The organism is Brevundimonas sp. Root1423 (assembly GCF_001426805.1).
This window is the reverse complement of sequence record NZ_LMFL01000001.1, coordinates 54,358-73,119: the sequence shown is the minus strand read 5'-3', so window position 1 is coordinate 73,119 and position 18,762 is coordinate 54,358. Positions and strand designations below refer to the sequence as shown.

The following is an 18,762-nucleotide window of genomic DNA, read 5'->3' as shown; positions in this document are numbered from 1 at the left end:
TTCAGCCGCAATAAACCGTCGGCGCTCGAAAGCCGCCCCTCGAAAGCCACGTGGCGGCGATGCTAGAACGGCGGCTGGATTCCTTCCGGCGAGCCGCGCATGTCCGAGACCCCCGTCGATCAGCTGACCGAGGCCGCCGCGCGCGAGGAACTCGACCGGCTGGCCGCCGAACTGGCCCGGCACGACGCCCTGTACCACCGGCAGGACGCGCCCGAGATTTCCGACGCCGACTATGACGCCCTGAAGCGCCGGGCGCTGGAGATCGAGGAACGCTTCCCCGACCTGACCACACCCGCCTCTCCTTCTCAGGTCGTGGGCGCCGCCGGTTCCAGCCAGTTCGCGCCTGTGCGGCATGGCGTCCCGATGCTGTCGCTGGACAACGCCTTCGACGCGGCCGAGGTCGCCGACTTCGTCGCCCGCATCCGGCGCTTCCTCAAGCTGTCCGCGGACGAACCGGTCGCCTTCGTGGCCGAGCCCAAGATCGACGGCCTGTCCGCCAATCTGCGCTACGAGAACGGCGTGCTGGTCACCGGCGCCACCCGCGGAGATGGACGCACGGGCGAGGACGTCACAGCCAACCTGCGCACCATCGCGGACATCCCGCAGACCCTGTCCGGCAACGGCTGGCCCGACGTCATCGAGGTCCGGGGCGAGGTCTACGCCTCCAACGACGGCTTCGACGCCTTCAACGCCGCCGCCGAAGCCGAGGGCTCGCGCACCTACGCCAATCCGCGCAATTTCGCAGCCGGTTCGCTGCGCCAGAAGGATCCGGCGATCACGGCGAAGCGGCCGCTGCGGTTCTTCGCCTACGCCTGGGGCGAGGTCTCGGCTCCGTTTGCGGAGACGCAGGCAGGCGCGCTCGAGGCGCTGATGAGCTGGGGCTTCCAGGTCAACGCACGGTCGCAGCGCGTCGAGGATACAGAGGGCCTGCTGGCTCTTTACGATGGCCTGGGCCGCGACCGCGCGGGGCTCGGCTATGACATCGACGGAGTGGTCTACAAGGTCGACCGGCTGGACTGGCAATCCCGCCTCGGCTTCGTCGCCCGCACGCCGCGCTGGGCCATCGCCCACAAATTCCCCGCCCAGCAGGCGACCACCGTGCTGGAAGGCATCGACATCCAGGTGGGCCGCACCGGCTCGCACACGCCAGTGGCGCGGCTGCATCCCGTCACGGTCGGCGGCGTGGTGGTGCGCAACGCCACCCTGCACAACGCCGATGAGATCGCCCGGCTGGACGTCCGCCTCGGCGACACCGTCACCCTGCAGCGCGCTGGCGATGTGATCCCGCAGATTCTCGGTGTCGTTGACGCCGACCGCCCGGGCCGCGGAGAGCCGTGGGAATTCCCGCACATCTGCATCTGCCCGCTAAAGACGGCGCTGGTGAAGGAGACCAACGCCTCGGGCGTCGAGAGCGTGGTGCGGCGCTGCACCGGCGAGTTGGCCTGCCCCTTCCAGCGCATCGAACACCTCAAGCATTTCGTGAGCCGCCGGGCCTTCGACATTGAAGGTCTTGGTGAAAAGCAATTGATCGCATTCCACGAGCGCGGCTGGATCAACCAGCCGGCCGACATCTTCCGCCTCGCCCGCGATGCGGAGAAGCTGGACGCCCTGCGCGCCGAGGACGGCTATGGCGAAACCAGCGTGCGCAATCTGGTCGCCGGCATCGACGCCCGCCGCACCATCTCGCTGGACCGGTTCATCTACGGTCTGGGCGTGCGCGACATCGGGGAACAGACTTCCCTCGTCCTCGCCCGCGCATTCGAGACCTGGCCCGCCTTCGAGGCCGCCTGTCTGACCGCCGCCGGCGGTATCCCGAGCGAGGACTGGGTCAGGCTGAACGATGCCCACGCCGTCTCGCCGCGCGTGGTGGCGACGCTGGCCGAGGCTTCGCCGCCCGCCGCCGACCCGTGGCCCGAGGCGCCCATCGACCAGAAGATCGCCCTCGCCTTCCCCGGCCTCGCCGCCCCCGCGCGCCGCGGTCTGGCGTCCCTCGCCGACGACTGGTCCGGTCTGGTCCGCCTCGCTGCGGTGGCACGCAATGAAGGGCCTTCCGAAGGCCTCGGCCAGATCGCCGGCGTCTCGGGCGTCGGCCCGGTCGCGGCCCGCGCGCTGGCCCTGTTCTTCCGCGAGACCCACAACCGGGCCATGGTCGACGCCCTCGTGGCCGAACTGGACCTGATCGAGGACGCCGAAAAGCCGAAATCCGACACCGCCGTCGCCGGCAAGACCGTGGTCTTCACCGGCGCCCTCGAACGCTTCACCCGCGATGAGGCCAAGGCGCGCGCCGAAAGTCTCGGCGCCAAGGTGTCCGGCTCGGTGTCGAAGAAGACCGACTATCTGGTCGCCGGTCCGGGTGCAGGCTCCAAGATGGCTGACGCTCTCAAACACGGCGTGAAGGTGCTGACCGAGGACGAATGGCTGGCCCTGATCGCCTGACTTGATCGCCGCGCCGGATCGATCTATTTAACAACTCGGTTAAATGCAGATCGTGAGACCGCCGTGGCGAAGACCGATTTCCGCACCGTCGAGGACTATCTCGCCACCCGCTCGGACGAGGAGCGGGCTGTGCTGCTCAAGATGCAGGACGCCATCCTCTCAGCCGTGCCGGAGGCGGAGCCGGTCATCAGCTACCAGGTGCCGGCCTACAAGGCCGACGGCTGGATCTTCTACATTGCGGCCTTCACCAACCACTACACCCTGTCCTGCCCGCCGCCCTTCTTCGAGGGATTCACGGATGAGCTCTCGTCGTATGTGGTCTCGAAGTCCGTGGTCCAGTTCCCCAAGAGCCGGCCGGTCCCGTACGACCTGATCACGCACATGGCCGGGATCCGGGCGCGGGATAACCGGGATCGGGCGGCGAGGAAAAAAGCCTGACGGGCCGGACCGCACAACCTTAATCAATAAATCACATGACGTAGCGTCAATGGCGGCATGGCCAGTACCCTAGTCGCCGAAAAGGCGGAGGTTCGCCCGGTCGTCGAGCGATACTCCACCCACGAGCTCGCCCCCTTGCTCGAGCGTTTCCAGAGCTCGGGCATGCTGGAGGAAGGCCGGATCAATCTGATCGGTCTGGACGCCATCGCCGAACGGCTGGGCGACAAGTGGGAAGGCCGCCAGGAACAGATTTACCATCACGTCGAACGCACCCTGACGCGCCATCTCGAGGGCGACGGCTTCTTCCAGCGGGTGTCGCCGACCGACTATCTGGTGGTCCAGCCGGCGCTGGGAAAGTTCAGCGCACAGGTGTCCTGCCTCAGGTATCTGCGTGAACTGCTGAACCACTTCCTCGGCGGCGCCGCGCCGGAGGCCGCTGATGTGCTGGAGGTCACCAGCCTGAGCGGCGGACGCATCTTCGCCGCCGAGATCGACCGGTCCTACGCCTTCACCGCCGCAAAGACTGAGCCGCCTGTCGCGGGCGAGGAGGACGACAGCCTTCCGACCCCGTGGAACCCCTTCATCTCGGCGGACGGTCGGACCCTGCGGGTGTCCTGCCATCTGGAGCCGGTGTTCGAGCTGAAGACCTTCACCCAGATTGGCTTCCGCATCGCCCGACGCGTCCTGCGCATGCCCGGCGAGATCGAGCTCAACGCCCAGGAACTGCGTAACCTGACCACCGCCGACATTGAAAAGGTCGATCTGGCGACGATCGCCCGCGGCGTCAGCCGGCTGGGCGCGGAACAGGGCAACGCCAGACAGCCCAGCCTCTTCCTGCCGGTCTCATATTCGACGCTGGCCAGCCAGCGCGGGCGCGGCCCCCTGATCGCCCGGTTCAAGGCGGCGACGCAGGGCGTGGAGAAGGGTCTGGTCTGCGAGATCAGCGACATCGAGGGCGTACCCGGCAGCGTCCTGGGCGCGGTCACGGGGCTGATCAAACCCTTCTGCCTGATCGTCGTCGGCAAGCTGCGCGAGCCTCCCGGGCGACGCAGTCCGGACGACCTGCGCGGCGTCAGGCTGCAGGGCTTGGCCTTCGAAAGCGGCGCGCACCCGCTGGACGCGGCGGAGTTCTCGGCCTGGGCCGAACGGGCCGTGGCCAATGCGAAGGGCGTGACCCGATCCGTGATCATCCACGGCCTGGCCGGACCCGAGTATCTCGGGCTCGCCGGCATGGCCGGAGCGTCCCACGCCAGCCTTGGAGCCCGGCGCGCGACGCCGGCCCCGCCGCAGGACTAGCGGTTCAGGGCCGCCCGCGCCGCCTCGGCGTAACGATGGCCCGAGGCCGCGCCCTTGGGGAAGACCGCCTCGATGCGCGCCAGATCGTCCGCGCTCAGCGACAGGTCGACCGCCGCCGCATTCTCTTCCAGCGTCCGGATACGGCGCGTGCCGGGGATCGGGACGAGGTGATCGCCCTGCGCCAGCACCCAGGCCAGAGCCAGTTGCGCCGCCGTCACGCCCTTGTCACTGGCGATCTCCGCGACGGCGTTCACCAGGTCGATGTTCTTCTGGAAATTCTCACCCTGGAAGCGCGGGTTCGAGCGGCGGAAGTCATCCTCGGCCAGATCGTCGACCGATTTGATCTCACCCGACAGGAAGCCCCGGCCCAGCGGACTGTAGGGCACGAAGCCGATGCCCAGTTCCTCGCAGGTCGCCAGCAGTTCGTCCTCGGGCTCCATGCCCCTTGCGCAGGGTCGCGGGCGAGGCTTCGGACAGGCCGAGGAAGCGGACCTTCCCCTCCTTCACCAGCTCGCCCATCGCCCCGACCGTCTCCTCGATCGGCGTGTTCGGGTCGACGCGGTGCAGATAGTAGAGATCGACGTGGTCCATCCCCAGCCGCTTCAGGCTGCCCTCGATGGCGCGGCGCACATTGGCCGGCGAGCCGTCGACGGTCAGGGCGGTGCGTTCGGCGTTGTAGCCGATGCCGAATTTGGTGGCGACGAAGGCCTTGTCGCGCCGGTCGGCCAGCGCCTTGCCGACCTGAATCTCGTTGGTGTGGGGGCCATACATCTCGGCGGTGTCGAGGAAGGTGACGCCCAGATCGAGCGCGCGGTGGATCACCGCCGTCGCCTGACCCTCGTCCGACGCCTGACCGTAGAAGGCGGCCATGCCCATGCAGCCCAGGCCGATGGCCGAAACTTCAGGACCCGAACGGCCCAGCGTGCGCGTCTTCATCCAGCGCTCTCCTTGAAATGTGGGGGGCCGGCGACGCAGCCGCCGACCCTGGGGAGATGGACGCCGTTCGGCCTTATTTCAAGGGGGCGGCCTGCGCCCTCAGCCAGTCCAGCGCGTCCCCGTCGAGCAGCGGCCCGACCTTGGCCAGCACCTCGGCGTGATAGGCGTCGACATAGGCCCGCTCGTCCGGGGTCAGCAGATCGACGTCGATCAGCTTGCGGTCCAGCGGCGCCAGCGTCAGCTGCTCGAAGCCGTGCATCGGCCGCTCGCCGCCTGGAATGGGCTCGGGCGCGGTGACGACCTGCAGCGTCTCGATGCGGATGCCCCAGTGGCCCTCGCGGTAGTAGCCGGGCTCGTTGGACAGGATCATGCCGGTCAGAAGCGGCTGGCTGTTGACCGCCTTGGCGATGCGCTGCGGGCCTTCGTGGACGCCCAGATACGACCCGACGCCGTGACCGGTGCCATGGTCGTAGTCGAAGCCCTGCATCCACATCGGAAGCCGCGCCATAGCGTCGAGTTGGTGCCCCGTCGTGCCGGCGGGGAAGCGCACCACGGCCATGGCGATATGGCCCTTGAGCACCAGGGTGAACATGCGGCGCTGGTCGGCGGTCGGCTCGCCCACGGCCATGGTGCGGGTCACGTCCGTGGTGCCGTCCAGATACTGGCCGCCGCCGTCGACGAGCAGCAGCGAACCCTTCTCCATCCGGCGGATCGTCCGCGCGACCGGCTTGTAGTGCGGCAGGGCGCCGTTGGGTCCGGCCCCGGCGATGGTGTCGAAGGACAGATCCTTCAGCGCGCCCGTCGCCTCGCGGAAACCTTCCAGCGCCTCGGCCACCTGCCGCTCGTCCGGCAAGGTCTCCTGACCGACCGTATCGATCCAGTGCAGGAAGCGGGTCAGGGCCGCGCCGTCGCGGATGTGGGCCTGACGCGCGCCCTCGATCTCGACCGGATTCTTGGTCGCGCGCGGCAGGGTGCAGGGGTCCATGCCGCGCACCACGGTGGCTCCGGCGTCGGCCAGACGATCGAAATACCAGGCCGAGGACTGGCCCGGATCGACCAGCACCTTCTGCCCGGCGAGGGCGTCCAGCGCGCCTTCCAGCGCCTCGGGCGACTCTACCGTCACGGCATCGCCCAGCCAGCCGGGCAGTTCGTTGGTCACCTTGCGCGGATCGAGGAACAGCTTCGCCGTGCCGTCGGCCTTCACCACCGCCTGTCCCAGCGGCAGGGGCGTGCGGATCACGTCGCCGCCGCGAATGTTGAACAGCCACGCGAGGGAAGCGGGCGCCGTCAGCACGGCTGCATCGGCGCCGGCCTTCGCCACCGCCTCACCGATGCGGGCGCGTTTCGACGCGCTGGTCTCGCCGGCGTAGCGGTCCTCATGGGGCACGACGGGCGCCATCGGCTGGCCCGGGCGCTCCTCGGCCCACGCCAGATCCAGCGGATTGGGTTCGACGGGTTTGAGTTCGGCGCCGGCCTTGGCCGCCGCCCGCTTCAGCGTCGCCAGCGCGTCGGGGCTGTGCAGGCGCGGGTCATAGCCGATCACCGACCCCTTGGGCGCGCGCTCCAGATAGCTGGCCACGCCGCCGTTCTCGAGCTCGAGGATTTCGAACTGGCCCGCATCGACCTGCGCCCGGACCTGCACGGTGTATCGACCGTCGGCGAAGACGGCGGCGCGGTCCCTCATGACCACCCCCGCCCCGGCCGAGCCGGTAAAGCCGCTCACCCACGCCAGCCGGTCGTTGGCGGCGGGCAGATACTCGTTCTGGTGTTCGTCCTCATGCGGGACCAGCAGGCCGTCGAGGCCCTGCTCGGCCATCTTCGCGCGGACGCGGGGAAGATGCTTCGCCCCGAAGGACGGATCGGTGGTTTCGTCGAAGGACTGGCGCATGGCGGCGAAACTAGCGTCCCGCCGCCATGTCGCAAGCCGTCAGTTCTGCGGCGCGGTCGGGGTCACCACGGCGACACCGCCCGAGGGCGCCGGAGCGGGGACCTGCACCTCGCGTTCGATGATCACGGGCGAGGAGGAACGCGCCTCGGCGGCGCGGGCCTCGCTGGCGGCTCGGATGGCCTCGGCCTGCGAACGTGCGGCGTCGGCGCGGGCGATGTCGACGCTGGCCTGGGCGCCGGCGACCTGACCCTGGATCAGGGCCGAGTCAGCCTGCGCCTGGGCGGCCGCTGCGTCGGCCTGGGCCTGTAGCAGGGCTTCGTCCGTCTGCGGCGCGGCGCCGCGCGAGAACAGAATCCACAGCACGGCGATGATCACCAGACCGCCAAGGATGCCGGCGATCCACCAGCCGGTGTTGTTGGTCTCGCGCACCACCGTGGTCTCGACGGTTTCGGTGTGCAGCGGGGCGGCCGTGGTCACCGTCTCGGTATAGACCGTTTCGACGGGCGGTACGCGGTTCGGGTCATTCGGGTCGTAGTGGGTCACAGGGCAGTCCTCCAATGAACTGCCGCAACGGCTGCGCTTCGCCTACGTTCCGCCGTTAACCCACTCGTCTCAGAACCAGCGCGCTCCAGGCGTCGCGATGGATGCGCCGTTCGAGGATGAACCCGCGCGACAGATAGGCCGCCGACACCCGCCGCTCCTGCGTCCGCAGCAGGCCGGACAGGATGGCCACGCCGCCGAGGCTCAGCGCCTCCTTGATGTCCTGCGACAGGCTGACGAGCGGCGGGGCGAGGATGTTGGCGAAAACCAGATCATACGGCCCCTGCCCCCGCACCTTGCGGTCGTTCAGGCCGAAGGCGTGGACGAACCGGGCGTTGGCCTGGTTCAGCTTGGCGTTCTCGTTGGCGATGCGCACCGACGGCTGGTCGATGTCGGTGCCGACGGCGACCTTCGATCCGGTCTTGGCCGCCGCGATCGCCAGCACGCCCGTGCCGCAGCCGACGTCGAGAACCCGCTCGAACCGTTCCTTCTTCAACAGTTCGTCGAAGGCCATCAGACAGCCGACCGTCGTGCCGTGGTGCCCGGTGCCGAAAGCGGCGCCGGCGTCGATCTTCAGGTTCACGGTGTTCTTCGGCACGATGCCCTGGTCGTGGGCGCCGTAGACGAAGAAGCGCCCGGCGCGCACCGGCGGCAGGCCCGACAGCGACATCGCCAGCCAGTCGGCGTCGGCCAGTTTCTCGACCACGACCGTGAGGCCGTCGTGCGCCTTCAACCGGCTCTCGATGCCGTTGGCGTCTTCGGCGTCATTGGGGAAGGCGTCGATCCGCCAGATGCCCTTGTCCTCGTCTTCCTCGAGAATCGAATAGGTCGCGCCTTCCAGCAGCGGATCGGAATCCAGCGACGCGGCGGCGGCTTCGGCGATTTTCTCAAACACCGCTATCATATCGAATCGAGACGCACGCTGGTGCGCTCTCCTGCGCCAGCATCAACCAACTGAACCGAGGGGTCGGGGAATTCATGGCTAAAGCACCATCCAAGTCGAGTACGGCTGCCAAACCGAAGGCGGCAGCCGCCGCTTCCAAGCCGAAACCGGCGACAAAGTCGAGCGCTGCGCCGAAAGCCGCCGCGAAACCTGCTGCCAAGGCCGCCGCGCCCAAGGCCGCTGTGAAGCCCGCCGCGAAGAAGGTTGCGCCGAAAGCCGCCGCCAAGCCCGCGACCAAAACCGTCGCTCCCGCCAAGACCGCTGCGCCCAAGGCCGCAGTGAAGAAGGCTGCGCCGAAGGCCGCCGCCAAGCCCGCCGCTCCGAAAGCCGCCGCCAAGCCCGCTGCGAAGAAGCCGGTCGCAAGGAAGGCCGCCGCCTCCAAACCGGCGGCTGCGCCGAAGCCCGTCGCGGCCAAACCGGCCGTCGCTCCTGCCGCTGCTCCGAAGCCCGCCGCCGCTGCGCCGGCTCCGAAGCCCGCGGTCGCCGCTGCTCCGGCCGCCGCGCCGAAGCCGGTCGCCAAGCCCGCCGAAAGCAAGGGTTTCCTGTCCGGCCTGCTCGACGCGATCTTCGGCAAGAAGTAAATCGCGACGCCTGAACGACGAAGCGCCGGTGGATCGCTCCACCGGCGCTTTTTCGTGCCCGGCCCCCTCGTTCAGATTTGGGCCGGAGAAACTCAGTCCTGCGGCAGATCTTCGGCCAGGATCGCCATCTCGAACATGAAGCTGCCGGCCTCGTCCTCGTCCTCGAAGACGACGCCGATGAATTCGTCGCCGACATAGACTTCGCACGAGTCATTCGGCTTGCCGCGCGGCTTCAGGATGATGCCGCCCGTGTTGAAGGTGCGCTTCAGGTGCGTCTCGACGCGCTTCATGTCGGCGGTGTTCATGGTCGGCCTCGGTGGTCACTCGTGAAGCCGCGGACCCTAGAGAAACCCGCCCGGCAGGGAAACCCTCAGATGACGAAGTCGTAGACGATGTCCGCCAGCGTATGGTCCATCGTCCGCGCTGGCGTCGCCTCCGTCGGGCAGTTGACCAGCCGTGCGGGTACGCCGGCGACCGTGCAGCCGGCCGGCACGTCCTTCAGCACCACCGAGCCCGAGGCCACCTTGGCGTAGTCGCCGACGGTGATGTTGCCCAGCACCTTGGCCCCCGCGCCCAACAGGACGCCCTTGCCGATCTTCGGGTGGCGGTCGCCCCGTTCGGCGCCGGTCCCGCCCAGGGTCACGGCGTGCAGCATCGACACCTCGTCGCCGACCACCGCCGTCTCGCCAATGACGATGCCCGTGCCGTGATCGAGAAACAGGCCCGAGCCCATTTTCGCGGCCGGATGGATATCGACCTGGAACAGTTCCGAGATGCGGCTCTGGAAATGGAAGGCCAGCGCCTCGCGGCCCTGCCCCCACAGCCAGTGCGCGACCCGATGCGCCTGCAACGCCTGAAAGCCCTTGAAGTAGAGGAACGGCTGCAACAGCGTCTTGATCGCCGGATCGCGCTCGGCCACCGCCTGCAGGTCGGCTTCCGCCGAGGCTACGATCTTCGGATCGGCGTCAAACGCGTCGCGGCAGATTTCGCGCACCGACATCGGTCCCAGCTCGCCATCGCCCAGCTTGCGCGCGATCTGGAAGCTCAGCGCCGAGGCCAGATCGTTGTGCGACAGGATGACGGCGTTCAGTTGCGACGCCAGATGCGGCTCTGCGCGGATCGTTTCCTCGGCGGCCGCGCGCAGCAGCGACCACGGCGCGCTACGCTCGGCGACGACTTCCAGCTTGGGCATCGGGGTCTCCATCGGACGCATCATACGCTCGCCAGCATGGCCTTCGCCAGTTCAGGCGGCAGTTCGCCCTCCCGCGCCATATGATAGGCCCTCAGCGCCGTCGCCAGCGTGAACATGTCCCGGATCGCGCCCGTGCCGATCTCGCGCAACAGATCGCCGAACGGCACGCGGACGACGCGGATGATCTCGGTCGGATCGGGCGCGACCGGAACCGGGGTCAGGCCCCAGGCGATCCACGCCATGGCCCGCTCGTCGGTGACGGAGTTGCTCATCTCGGCCTTGTAGGCGGGGATCCACGTCGCCGCCGCCAGCCCCGCCTCCTCCGCCAGTTCGCGGCGCGCGCCCTCGATCGGGTCCTCGTCGAACGGCGCGCCGCCCTCGGGCATCTCCCACGACCAGTTCATCAGGGCGAAGCGCTGCTGGCCCACGAGAGTCACGGTGCCGTCGTCGTGTACTGGCAGCACCCCGACCGACATGTTGCGCGGCCGCATGACGGCGTAGTCCGCCTTGAAACCCGTCGGCGCCGTCGCGTCGTGCCGCATCAGCCGCAGCCACGGACTTTCGAACAGGACGCTGGAGCCGTGGTCGCTCCATGGCGGCGGCCGGTCGCTTCCATCATCCCAGACGGGCAGCGGGCGGTCGGCGTCGAAGGCGGTGCGGGAATCGGTCATGGCGTGCGTATGGCGACGGACCGCCCCGCCCGCAACGGCTCACCGTTTGACGCCGCGCGCCGCCGACGCCATGTGAGCCTCATGACACGTCCCGCCCTGCCGCGCTTCGCCCTCGGCGACCCCCTCCCCGCCCCGGCCGCTTCAGACGAACTCCGCCTCAGACTGGCGACCCGCCGCTCGGCGCCCGCCCAAGCCCTGATCGCCCCAGGGCCGTCGCCGGAAGAGATCGAGGAGATCCTGACCCTCGGCGCCCGCAGCCCCGATCACGGCAAGCTCTTCCCCTGGCGCATGGTGGTCCTGGGCCCGCAAACCCGCGCCGAACTGGCCGAGGCCCTGACCCCGCTGGCCGCCATCCAGCCCGAGCCGAACAAGGCGAAGGCCGTGCTGAACAAGCTGACCGCCGCGCCCGTCACCATCATGGTGATCTCGGCCCCGGTCCCCAGCCAGAAGGTCCCCGAGTGGGAACAGCAGCTGTCCGCCGGCGCCGTCTGCATGAACCTCGAACACGCCGCAAACGCGCTCGGCTACGCCTCCAGCTGGATCACCGACTGGTACAGCTACGATCCGCAGGCGCAGGACATCCTCGACGTCGAGGGCGGAGAGCAGGTCGCGGGCTTCATCCACATCGGCACGCTGGCGGAGGCGCCGCTGGAACGGCCCCGCCCCGAACTGGCCGACAAGGTGACCTACAGGCCCTGACCGAACAGGCTGGCGGTCAACATCACCGTGACCGCGCCCATCAGCAGCGTCGTCGCCACCAGCGCGGCGATCAGCAGGCATTCGATGGCGTCGGGACGTCGGCTCATGTCCGCAGGATAACAGATTCGCCTAACGCTGCTCGCCCGCGACATAGGTCTGGTCCAGCAGCGGCTTGCCCAGCCAGTAGGCCAGCTCCGCCGGCCGCGCGATGTCCCACACCGCCAGATCCGCCGCCTTGCCGGCCTCCAGTGTCCCGATCTCGTCGCCCAGCCCCAGCGCCCTCGCCGCATGTCGCGTCGCGCCCGCCAGCGCCTCCTCGGGCGTCAGCCGGAACTGCACGCAGGCAAGCGTGATCGCCACCGTCATCGAGGCCACCGGCGAGGTGCCAGGATTGCAGTCCGTCGCCACGGCCATCGCCACCCCATGCGTCCGGAACAGGTCGATCTGCGGCGGCGTCGTCTCGCGCAACATCAGATAGGCCCCGGGCAGCAGCACCGCGACCACGCCGCTCTCGGCCATCGCCCGCACCCCCGCCTCGGTCGTGTGCTCCACATGGTCCGCGGACAGAGCCTGATACCGCCCCGCCAGCGCCGCCCCGCCGCCGTCCGACAACTGGTCCGCATGCAGCTTGACCGGCAGCCCCAGCGCCCGCGCCCGGTCGAACAGCCGCGCCGTCTCCTCGACCGTGAAGGCGATGGGCTCGCAATAGGCGTCGACGGCGTCCACCAACCCCTCGGCATGGGCGGCGGGCAGGATGTCGTCGATGGCCAGATCGACATAGGCCGCCCGGTCCGCGCGATACTCGGGCGGCACGGCGTGCAGGCCCAGATAGCTGGTGCGCACCCGCACCCCCGCCTCGCGCCCGATCCGCCGCGCCACGCGCAGCATCTTCAGCTCGCTGTCGCGGTCCAGACCATAGCCCGACTTAATCTCCACCGTGGTGACGCCCGTCGCCTTCAGCCCCGCCAGCCGCGCCCGCGCGCTGGCGTACAGGTCGTCCTCCGAAGCCGCCCGTGTCGCCGCCATGGTCGAGACGATCCCGCCCCCGGCCCGCGCGATCTCCTCATAGGTCGCGCCGTTCAGCCGCTGTTCGAACTCGCCCGAACGATCCCCGCCGAACACCAGATGCGTATGGCAGTCGATCAGCCCCGGCGTGACCCAGCGCCCGTCCAGCCGGTCCGTTTCGCTCACCATATGCTCTGGCAGGTCGGTCCGCGCCCCGATCCAGGCGATACGCCCGTCGCGGATCAGGATCGCCCCGTCCTCAATCGCGCCATAGGCCTCGCCGCCTTCCGCCATGGTGGCGAGGCGGCAGTCAGTGATCAGCCTGTCCGCGCGGATCATCGCGCTTCAAACCCCGCCAGCAGTTCGCAGAACCACCGCCCCGCCGTCAGCGAGCCCAGATCGCCGATCTCCAGCGACGGATCATATTCCGTCAGGTCCACCGCCCTCACCTTCGGATGCGCCCCGATGACGCGCGTCGCGTCGAAGAAGTCCTGCACCGACACCCCACCCGGCCGCGCGCCCGGCGAGGCGGGCCACTGGCTGCGGTCAATCACATCGATGTCGAAATCGACGTAGATGACCTCGCACAGCTGCGACAGCCGCCACAGTTCCTGCCCGACGACAGTCGCCAGCCCCTCGTCGCGGCATTCCCGCGCCGTCCGCACCGTAATCCCGGCCCCTTTGGCCTTCTCATGCGCTCGCTTCGTATTGGCGAAGGGCGCCAGACCCACCTGGCTGATGCGCCGCCCGTCCAGCCCGTCTTCCAGCAGCGCCTGGATTGGATTGCCGTTGGTCAGGCCCTGATCCGTGTCGCGCAGGTCGAAATGGGCGTCCAGCGTCAGCACCCCCACCCGGTCCAGCCCCAGCGCATGCACGCCCGGCCGGGTGATCGCATTGTTGCCCCCGACCAGAACCGTCAGCGCGCGCTTCGCCTGCCCCGTCGCCGCATCCCTTACCGGAGCGAAGGCGTCAGCCGGCGACACGCCCTTCAGCGCCACATCGCCCGCGTCATGCACCCGCGTCGAAAGTTCGCCGCCGGTCTCGACGTCATAGGTCGAAAAGCGCGGCAGCACGGCCCGGAACGCCTTCGGCCCGAGATCGCATCGCCCCGGCGTCAGCGAGCGCTCGTTCAGCCCGGCGCCGATCAGGGCGACCGCCGCATCAGGGTGATCGCCGATCAGATCGGCCACGCTGCGCCATCCCAGCGCGTCTGAGTCTTCCAAGGTCATGGGCGGGCAGCGTAGAGAGGCCGCCATGACGACTCAACAGACCCCGAACACCCGAGTCATCCGCAGCCCGCGCGGCATGGAGATGACGGCGAAAACCTGGGCCGCCGAGGCCGCCCTGCGCATGCTGATGAACAACCTCGACCCCGAGGTGGCCGAACGGCCCGAGGATCTCGTCGTCTACGGCGGCATCGGCAAGGCCGCGCGCGACTGGCCGTCGTTCGACCGCATCGTGACCGAGCTGCGCAATCTCGAAGCCGACCAGACCCTGCTGGTCCAGTCGGGCAAGCCGGTCGGCGTTTTCCGCACCCACGCCGACGCCCCGCGCGTGCTGATCGCCAACTCCAACCTCGTCCCCAAATGGGCGACCTGGGAGCATTTCAACGAGCTCGATCGCAAGGGCCTCATGATGTACGGCCAGATGACGGCCGGCTCGTGGATCTACATCGGCACGCAAGGGATCGTTCAGGGCACCTACGAGACCTTCATGGAGGCGGGACGCCAGCACTATGGCGGCGACTGGTCGGGCAAATGGATCCTGACTGCGGGCCTCGGCGGCATGGGCGGGGCCCAGCCCCTGGCCGCGACCATGGCCGGAGCCTCCTGCCTTGCCGTCGAATGCCAGCGCAGCCGGATCGAGATGCGTCTGAAGACCCGCTACCTCGACGTCATGGCCGAGACGTTGGATGAGGCGCTGGCGCTGCTTGAGAAGGCCAAGGTCGATGGAAAACCGATATCTGTCGGCCTGTTGGGCAATGCGGCTGATGTTCTGCCTGAACTGGTGAATCGCGGCGTGCGCCCCGATCTGGTCACCGACCAGACCAGCGCCCACGACCTCGTCAACGGCTATCTGCCGCAGGGCTGGACCGTGGCGGAGTGGGAGGACAAGCGCCTATCGGACCCCGAGGCCGTGAAGGCCGCGGCCGCCGCCTCCTGCGCGGTCCATGTCCAGGCCATGCTGGACTTCCAGTCCGCCGGCATCCCGACCACCGACTATGGCAACAACATCCGTCAGGTCGCCTTTGACGAGGGCGTGACCAACGCCTTCGACTTCCCCGGCTTCGTCCCCGCCTATATCCGCCCGCTGTTCTGTCGGGGCGTGGGCCCTTTCCGCTGGGCCAGCCTGACCGGCGATCCGGACGACATCCGCAAGACCGACGCGGCGATGAAAAAACTCTTCCCCGACAACGCCGGCCTGCACCGCTGGCTGGACATGGCGGGCGAGCGCATCGCCTTCCAGGGCCTGCCCGCCCGCATCTGCTGGATCGGCCTCGGCGATCGCCACCGCGCCGGCCTGATGTTCAACGACATGGTCGCCTCGGGCGAGCTCAGCGGCCCCATCGTCATCGGCCGCGACCATCTCGACTCCGGCTCGGTCGCCAGCCCGAACCGCGAGACGGAATCAATGATTGATGGATCGGACGCTGTGTCCGACTGGCCCCTGCTGAACGCCCTGCTGAACACGGCCTCGGGGGCCAGCTGGGTGTCGCTGCACCACGGCGGCGGCGTCGGCATGGGCTACTCCCAGCATTCGGGCGTGGTCATCGTCGCCGACGGCACGCCCGAGGCCGCGAAACGCCTCGAACGCGTCCTCTGGAACGACCCCGCCACGGGCGTCATGCGCCATGCCGACGCCGGCTATGAGATCGCGAAGGAGGCCGCGCGCGCGAACGGCCTCAACCTGCCGAGCCTTAAGTGATTTATCCTGTCGTCATCCCGGCGAAGGACGGGACCCAGCGGCGCCGCGACGGCGGCGAAACTCTGCTGACCGAGATCATTTCCACCATTTCGCCCTTCGGGCGCCGCTGGGTCCCGGCCTTCGCCGGGATGACGGCAGTTTAGAACGTTCTTCTCCATGACCCTGACCCAGATTACCATCGGCCAATCCCCCCTCACCCTTGCCCAGCTGCGCGCCGTCCTCGACGGTCCCTGCAAGGTCGAACTCGCCGCCTCCGCCTGGGCCGCCGTCGACAAGGGCGCGGCCGTGGTCGCCGCCATCGTGGCGGAGGGTCGCACCGTCTACGGCATCAACACCGGCTTCGGCCTGCTGGCCAACACTTCGATCGCCACAGAGGATCTGGAGACCCTCCAGAAGAACCTCGTCCTCAGCCACGCCTGCGGCGTCGGCGCCCTGCTGGACGATCGCGTCACCCGGCTGCTGATGGTGCTGAAGATCGCCAGCCTGTCGAAGGGCGCCTCGGGCATCCGCCGCGCGACGCTTGAGACGCTGATGGCCATGGTCAACGCCGATGTCCTGCCCTGCATCCCGTCCAAGGGTTCGGTCGGCGCCTCGGGCGACCTGGCCCCGCTGGCCCACATGTCGTGCGTGCTGATCGGCGTCGGCGAGGCCCGCCACAAGGGCGAGACCCTGTCCGCCGAGGACGCCCTCGCCCGCGTCGGACTCGAGCCGCTGGTTCTCGGCCCCAAGGAAGGCCTCGCCCTCCTAAACGGCACCCAGTGCTCGACCGCCCTCGCCCTCGCCGGCCTGTTCGCGGCCGAGGCCGTCTTCGCCGCCGGGATCGCCGCGGGCGCCCTGTCGGTCGACGCCCTAAAGGGTTCCGACGCCCCGTTCGACGCCCGCATCCACGCCCTGCGCGGCCAGCCCGGCCAGATCGCGGTGGCCGGCGCCCTGCGCGGCCTGATGAGCGGCTCGGCCATCCGCGACAGCCACCGCGAGCATTGCCACAAGGTCCAGGACCCCTACTCCCTGCGCTGCCAGCCCCAGGTCATGGGCGCGGTGCTGGACGTGCTGAAGAACGCCGCCGCCACGCTGGAACGCGAGGCCAACGCCGTCACCGACAACCCGCTGGTCTTCATCGACGAAGGCGACGTCATCTCGGGGGGAAATTTCCACGCCGAGCCCGTGGCCTTCGCCGCCGACATGATAGCCATGGCCCTGTGCGAGATCGGCAATATCTCCGAGCGCCGCACCTCCATCCTCGTCGATCCGAAAATGAGCGAACTGCCGGCCTTCCTCGTCAAGGAGAGCGGCCTGAACTCGGGCTTCATGATCGCCCAGGTGACCGCCGCCGCCCTCGTCGCCGAGAACCGGATGGTCGCTCACCCGTGCAGCATCGACACCGTTCCGACCTCGGCCAATCAGGAGGACCACGTCTCCATGGCTACCCACGGCGCCCGTCGCCTGCTGGACATGGCCGAGAACACCGCCGCCGTCGTCGGCATCGAGCTTCTGGCCGCGGCGCAGGGTCTCGAATTCCATCGCCCGCTGACGTCCTCACCCGAGCTGGAAAAGGTCTGGGCCATCGTCCGCGAGGCGGCCGCCGCCTACGGCTCAGACCACTATTTCGCGCCGGACATCGCCCGGGCGACGGACGGCGTCCGTGCAGGCCGCTATCGGATGTTCGCGGGCGACCTGCTGCCGTCGGCGTAAGGCCACCCTTCCTTTCGTCATCCTCCGGCGAGCGTGGCGAGACCGGGGGACCCAGCGGCGCGCGCGAGCGCGAACCTGCCGGGAGCACGGCTGGACAGATCGCCTACGGCGCCGCTGGGTCCCCCGGTCTGCGCCGCGAAAGCGCGGCTTGCCGGAGGATGACGAAAGCAGAGGGCGCGATGGAGACTCTCGCTACTCCCGACCCGCTACTCTCGTCCCCGAAACCCGCTACTTCCGCCCCTTCAAAAGCAGGGCTGGCTCCCTCCCGGCAGCCCTGCGACCGCTTCTGACGCACCCGCATGCTTCAGGGCTCCAACGCCCACAGGGCGGGATCTTTGACATCATGCACAACACGCCGCGCCGCCTCCTGAGGCCCGGTTTCCAGCCCGATGGCCGGTTCAGCCGCGCCTGCGGATTTCGCGCAGAATTTTTTGCAGAGAACGCGGGACTGTCGCCCCGTGTTCTTGAGGCCGGCAGGTTCATCACGAAGGGGTCTCGGTCAGCCCTGCAGCGGCGCCTTGCGCAAGGCCGTCAGATTGGCCGAGCCGGTGCAGAAGCAGACGGTTCGCATCTGCCGGATCACGGTCTGGAAATGCTCGACCACCGCCTCTGTCGAGACCATGGCCGCCGTCAGCACCCCCGCCGCCTGACCGACCATGTCGGCCCCCAGTCGGATGGCCTTGGCCGCATCGACGCCGTCGCGGATCCCGCCCGAGCCGATAATCAGGGCCTTGGGACAGGCCGCCCGCACCTCGGCGATCGACCGGGCCGTGGGAATGCCCCAGTCGGCGAAGGCCGCCGCATGGGCCTTGTCGGCCTCGCCCTCCGACCGCTCGCCCTCGACCGTGGCCCAGTTGGAGCCGCCGGCCCCGGCGACATCCACCGCCGCCACGCCCATCGACAGCAGCCGCCTGGCGGTCGCCGCCGACATCCCCGCGCCGGTCTCCTTGACCACCACCGGCGCGTCCAGCGCCTTGACCAGCGCCTCCAGCGCCGCGCCGACGCCCCACCAGTCGCGGTCGCCCTCGGGCTGACAGGCCTCCTGAAGCGGGTTCAGATGCACGATCAGGGCGTCGGCGGCGATCATGTCCAGCACCCGCCGCGCCTCGTCGACGCCGAAGCCCCGCGTCAGCTGGGCCGCGCCGATATTGGCAAGGATCGGCGTATCGGGCGCTTTCAGCCTCAGGGCCATGTCCAGCCCCGGCGCTCCGTCGGTCTCCAGCGCCGCCCGTTGCGAGCCGACAGCCAGTCCGATGCCCAGATGCTGCGCCGCCTCGGCCAGCCGGGCGTTGATCGCCTCGGCCCGCGCCGGCCCTCCGGTCATGGCGCTGATCAGCAGCGGCGCCTTGAGCCTCCGCCCCAGAAAATCCGCGCCGAGGTCGATCTTGCCGTGGTCCAGATCCGGCAGCGCCTCGTGCACGAACCGCACGTCGGCGAAGCCGTTGTTCAGCCGATGCTGCGCGCGGCCGGACAGGATCACGTCCAGATGCTGGTCCTTGCGGGCGGTGATGTCGGTCACG

At 69.0% G+C, this 18,762-nt stretch carries 18 protein-coding genes; 7 read left to right on the top strand and 11 right to left on the bottom strand.

Annotation, left to right across the window (positions count from 1 at the left end; genetic code table 11):
* Window positions 1-99: 99 nt before the first annotated feature.
* The 3 genes from ligA to ASD25_RS00340 all read left to right on the top strand — a co-directional run bounded on the left by ligA (window position 100) and on the right by ASD25_RS00340 (window position 4,170).
* Complete coding sequence (ligA, locus tag ASD25_RS00350) at window positions 100-2,436, top strand: NAD-dependent DNA ligase LigA (protein WP_056613841.1); 2,337 nt, start codon at window positions 100-102, stop codon at window positions 2,434-2,436.
* Between the two features lie 63 nt (window positions 2,437-2,499).
* Window positions 2,500-2,874 carry an iron chaperone gene (locus tag ASD25_RS00345; RefSeq protein WP_056613838.1) on the top strand — a complete coding sequence of 125 codons (375 nt, stop codon included), beginning with the start codon at window positions 2,500-2,502 and terminating at the stop codon, window positions 2,872-2,874.
* Window positions 2,875-2,931: 57 nt separating this feature from the next.
* A complete protein-coding gene (locus ASD25_RS00340) occupies window positions 2,932-4,170 on the top strand; it encodes a hypothetical protein (protein ID WP_156389142.1) in 1,239 nt (412 codons plus the stop codon).
* On the opposite strand, the gene ASD25_RS32990 is transcribed toward ASD25_RS00340, so the two are convergent.
* The 5 genes from ASD25_RS32990 to ASD25_RS00320 form a co-directional block, all read right to left on the bottom strand.
* Entirely contained in the window at window positions 4,167-4,610 is a 444-nt protein-coding gene (locus tag ASD25_RS32990; protein WP_369816524.1) for an aldo/keto reductase, read from the bottom strand. The two genes, ASD25_RS00340 and ASD25_RS32990, sit on opposite strands and share 4 nt — an antisense overlap.
* Window positions 4,516-5,106 (bottom strand): aldo/keto reductase, encoded by a 591-nt coding sequence (locus ASD25_RS32985; RefSeq protein ID WP_369816523.1) that lies wholly within the window; start codon window positions 5,104-5,106, stop codon window positions 4,516-4,518. The genes ASD25_RS32990 and ASD25_RS32985 overlap by 95 nt, the downstream gene beginning before the upstream one ends.
* Window positions 5,107-5,179: 73 nt before the next feature.
* Window positions 5,180-6,994 (bottom strand): aminopeptidase P family protein, encoded by a 1,815-nt coding sequence (locus tag ASD25_RS00330; RefSeq protein ID WP_056613831.1) that lies wholly within the window; start codon window positions 6,992-6,994, stop codon window positions 5,180-5,182.
* Window positions 6,995-7,033: 39 nt separating this feature from the next.
* A complete protein-coding gene (locus ASD25_RS00325) occupies window positions 7,034-7,537 on the bottom strand; it encodes a hypothetical protein (RefSeq protein WP_056613828.1) in 504 nt (167 codons plus the stop codon).
* Window positions 7,538-7,592: 55 nt separating this feature from the next.
* Complete coding sequence (locus ASD25_RS00320) at window positions 7,593-8,429, bottom strand: 50S ribosomal protein L11 methyltransferase (protein WP_369816522.1); 837 nt, start codon at window positions 8,427-8,429, stop codon at window positions 7,593-7,595.
* 83 nt (window positions 8,430-8,512) lie between these two features.
* Here ASD25_RS00320 and ASD25_RS00315 point away from each other — a divergent pair, with 83 nt between their 5' ends.
* Window positions 8,513-9,058, top strand: coding sequence for a hypothetical protein (locus ASD25_RS00315; protein WP_200943485.1), 546 nt, complete (start codon window positions 8,513-8,515; stop codon window positions 9,056-9,058).
* A 92-nt stretch (window positions 9,059-9,150) separates the two neighbouring features.
* Here ASD25_RS00315 and ASD25_RS00310 read toward each other — a convergent pair whose 3' ends face one another.
* The 3 genes from ASD25_RS00310 to ASD25_RS00300 all read right to left on the bottom strand — a co-directional run bounded on the left by ASD25_RS00310 (window position 9,151) and on the right by ASD25_RS00300 (window position 10,921).
* Complete coding sequence (locus ASD25_RS00310; protein WP_055832479.1) at window positions 9,151-9,363, bottom strand: DUF3126 family protein; 213 nt, start codon at window positions 9,361-9,363, stop codon at window positions 9,151-9,153.
* A gap of 65 nt (window positions 9,364-9,428) precedes the next feature.
* Entirely contained in the window at window positions 9,429-10,250 is an 822-nt protein-coding gene (gene cysE, locus ASD25_RS00305; protein WP_056614780.1) for a serine O-acetyltransferase, read from the bottom strand.
* A gap of 20 nt (window positions 10,251-10,270) precedes the next feature.
* On the bottom strand, window positions 10,271-10,921 hold the full coding sequence (locus tag ASD25_RS00300) for an NUDIX hydrolase (protein WP_056613821.1): 651 nt from the start codon (window positions 10,919-10,921) through the stop codon (window positions 10,271-10,273).
* Window positions 10,922-11,002: 81 nt separating this feature from the next.
* Between ASD25_RS00300 and ASD25_RS00295 the strand changes: the two genes are divergently transcribed.
* A complete protein-coding gene (locus ASD25_RS00295; RefSeq protein WP_056614776.1) occupies window positions 11,003-11,620 on the top strand; it encodes a nitroreductase in 618 nt (205 codons plus the stop codon).
* A 129-nt stretch (window positions 11,621-11,749) separates the two neighbouring features.
* Here ASD25_RS00295 and hutI read toward each other — a convergent pair whose 3' ends face one another.
* Window positions 11,750-12,961, bottom strand: a complete 1,212-nt coding sequence (gene hutI, locus ASD25_RS00290) for an imidazolonepropionase (RefSeq protein WP_235562559.1) — start codon at window positions 12,959-12,961, stop codon at window positions 11,750-11,752.
* Window positions 12,961-13,815: an agmatinase family protein gene (locus ASD25_RS00285; RefSeq protein WP_235562517.1), complete on the bottom strand. Its 855-nt coding sequence runs from the start codon at window positions 13,813-13,815 to the stop codon at window positions 12,961-12,963. Before ASD25_RS00285 ends, hutI begins: the two co-directional genes overlap by 1 nt.
* Window positions 13,816-13,879: 64 nt before the next feature.
* Between ASD25_RS00285 and hutU the strand changes: the two genes are divergently transcribed.
* Both hutU and hutH read left to right on the top strand, forming a co-directional pair.
* Window positions 13,880-15,550, top strand: coding sequence for a urocanate hydratase (gene hutU / locus ASD25_RS00280; protein WP_056613813.1), 1,671 nt, complete (start codon window positions 13,880-13,882; stop codon window positions 15,548-15,550).
* Between the two features lie 156 nt (window positions 15,551-15,706).
* Window positions 15,707-17,242 (top strand): histidine ammonia-lyase, encoded by a 1,536-nt coding sequence (hutH, locus tag ASD25_RS00275; RefSeq protein WP_056613811.1) that lies wholly within the window; start codon window positions 15,707-15,709, stop codon window positions 17,240-17,242.
* A gap of 499 nt (window positions 17,243-17,741) precedes the next feature.
* On the opposite strand, the gene fni is transcribed toward hutH, so the two are convergent.
* On the bottom strand, window positions 17,742-18,761 hold the full coding sequence (gene fni / locus ASD25_RS00270; protein WP_082572088.1) for a type 2 isopentenyl-diphosphate Delta-isomerase: 1,020 nt from the start codon (window positions 18,759-18,761) through the stop codon (window positions 17,742-17,744).
* Window position 18,762: the final 1 nt, after the last annotated feature.

What these genes read in the sequence shown, in the direction of transcription:
- ASD25_RS00295 (WP_056614776.1), top strand. Translation starts at nt 11,003, where the DNA reads ATGACACGTCCCGCCCTGCCGCGCTTCGCCCTCGGCGACCCCCTCCCC.
- ASD25_RS00340 (WP_156389142.1), top strand. Translation starts at nt 2,932, where the DNA reads ATGGCCAGTACCCTAGTCGCCGAAAAGGCGGAGGTTCGCCCGGTCGTC.
- hutH (WP_056613811.1), top strand. Translation starts at nt 15,707, where the DNA reads ATGACCCTGACCCAGATTACCATCGGCCAATCCCCCCTCACCCTTGCC.
- ASD25_RS00310 (WP_055832479.1), bottom strand. Translation starts at nt 9,363, where the DNA reads ATGAACACCGCCGACATGAAGCGCGTCGAGACGCACCTGAAGCGCACC.
- ASD25_RS00330 (WP_056613831.1), bottom strand. Translation starts at nt 6,994, where the DNA reads ATGCGCCAGTCCTTCGACGAAACCACCGATCCGTCCTTCGGGGCGAAG.
- cysE (WP_056614780.1), bottom strand. Translation starts at nt 10,250, where the DNA reads ATGCCCAAGCTGGAAGTCGTCGCCGAGCGTAGCGCGCCGTGGTCGCTG.
- ASD25_RS32985 (WP_369816523.1), bottom strand. Translation starts at nt 5,106, where the DNA reads ATGAAGACGCGCACGCTGGGCCGTTCGGGTCCTGAAGTTTCGGCCATC.
- ASD25_RS32990 (WP_369816524.1), bottom strand. Translation starts at nt 4,610, where the DNA reads ATGGAGCCCGAGGACGAACTGCTGGCGACCTGCGAGGAACTGGGCATC.
- ASD25_RS00315 (WP_200943485.1), top strand. Translation starts at nt 8,513, where the DNA reads ATGGCTAAAGCACCATCCAAGTCGAGTACGGCTGCCAAACCGAAGGCG.
- hutU (WP_056613813.1), top strand. Translation starts at nt 13,880, where the DNA reads ATGACGACTCAACAGACCCCGAACACCCGAGTCATCCGCAGCCCGCGC.
- ligA (WP_056613841.1), top strand. Translation starts at nt 100, where the DNA reads ATGTCCGAGACCCCCGTCGATCAGCTGACCGAGGCCGCCGCGCGCGAG.
- ASD25_RS00300 (WP_056613821.1), bottom strand. Translation starts at nt 10,921, where the DNA reads ATGACCGATTCCCGCACCGCCTTCGACGCCGACCGCCCGCTGCCCGTC.